The sequence below is a fragment of the Blastococcus jejuensis genome (assembly GCF_039534705.1).
GTDB classification, from domain to species: domain Bacteria; phylum Actinomycetota; class Actinomycetes; order Mycobacteriales; family Geodermatophilaceae; genus Blastococcus_B; species Blastococcus_B jejuensis.
On sequence record NZ_BAAAVV010000028.1, the window covers coordinates 1 to 1,309 of the forward strand.

At 70.5% G+C, this 1,309-nt stretch carries 1 protein-coding gene; it reads left to right on the forward strand.

Annotation, left to right across the window (positions count from 1 at the left end):
- Positions 1 to 236: 236 nt before the first annotated feature.
- Entirely contained in the window at positions 237 to 1,295 is a 1,059-nt protein-coding gene (locus ABD644_RS22635) for an IS110 family RNA-guided transposase (protein ID WP_344691627.1), read from the forward strand.
- Positions 1,296 to 1,309: the final 14 nt, after the last annotated feature.

Sequence of the window (1,309 nt, forward strand, 5' to 3'; positions counted from 1 at the left end):
TCAGTGTCAGGGTGCTGGCGCCGCGATCCGTTGCGGTGGTTGGGATCCTGGCCAGTGGTGATCTGGCTCGTAGCGTTCCTGCCGCTCTGTGAAGGGCTGGCATGCATGGGTTGTGCCGATCACTGCTGGTCAGGGCCGACCGGCGTGACTTGATAGGAGCGTGGCTGCGCCCCCACTGAGGTGTGTCCGCCGGCCGGCCCAACCGTCCCCCTCCTGCAGATGAAGGGACGCCTTCAATGGTGGTGACGATCGGGATCGACGTCCACAAGAACACTCACTGCGCAGTTGCGATCGACGAGGCCGGCCGGCAGATGGGGCAGCCGCTGACGGTGCGCGCCACCGACGCCGGGCACCGGCAGCTGCTGCGCTGGTCACGACGGGAGTTCCCCGAGGCCACGGTGGAGTTCGCCGTAGAGGACTGCCGACACGTCTCGGCCCGGCTGGAACAGGGACTGTTGGCCGCTGAAGCGGTGGTGGTCCGGGTGCCCCCGAAGCTGATGGCACAGACCCGCTCCAGTGCCCGCACCCGAGGCAAGTCCGATCCGATCGACGCACTGGCGATCGCCCGGGCGGCGCTGCGCGAGCCGACTCTGCCGCGCGCCGAGCACACGCACGTCTCCCGCGAGCTGAAGCTGCTGGTCGACCGGCGCGAGGACCTGGTGGAGGCGCGCACCAAGGCGCAGAACCGGCTGCGCTGGCACTTGCACGAGCTCGACCCAGAGCTCGATGTGCCGGCCCGGGGCCTGGACCTGGCCAAACACCAGGACCGAGTGCAGGCGCGACTGGAGGAGCTGCCGGCCTCGCTGGTGCGCCGGCTGGCCCTGGAGATCCTCGGCGACATCCGCGACCTCACCGGGCGGATCAACCTCCTGGAGAAGGAGATCGCCGCTGTGGTGAGGGTGCAGGCGCCGCTCCTGCTGACGCTGCCGGGCTGCGGGCCGCTGACCGCCGCGAAGCTGGTCGGGGAGACGGCCAACCCAGCCCGGTTCCGCTCCGAGGCCTGCTTCGCCATGCACGCCGGCGCCGCCCCGATCCCGGCTTCCTCCGGCAAGACCAACCGGCATCGACTGGCCCGCGGCGGCAACCGCCAACTCAACGCCGCCTTGCACCGCATCGCCGTCACCCAGATCCGCCTCGACGGCCTCGGCCGCGCCTACTACCAGCGCCGACGCAGCGAGGGCGACACCACGATGGAGGCCTTGCGCGCCCTCAAACGACGCCTCGCCCGCATCGTCTTCAACCTCCTCCGACCCACCGACCAGACCGCCGCGGCCTCCCTGCCGCAGGCGGCTTGACATAGGAGCAACCC

What these genes read in the sequence shown, in the direction of transcription:
- ABD644_RS22635 (WP_344691627.1), top strand. Translation starts at nt 237, where the DNA reads ATGGTGGTGACGATCGGGATCGACGTCCACAAGAACACTCACTGCGCA.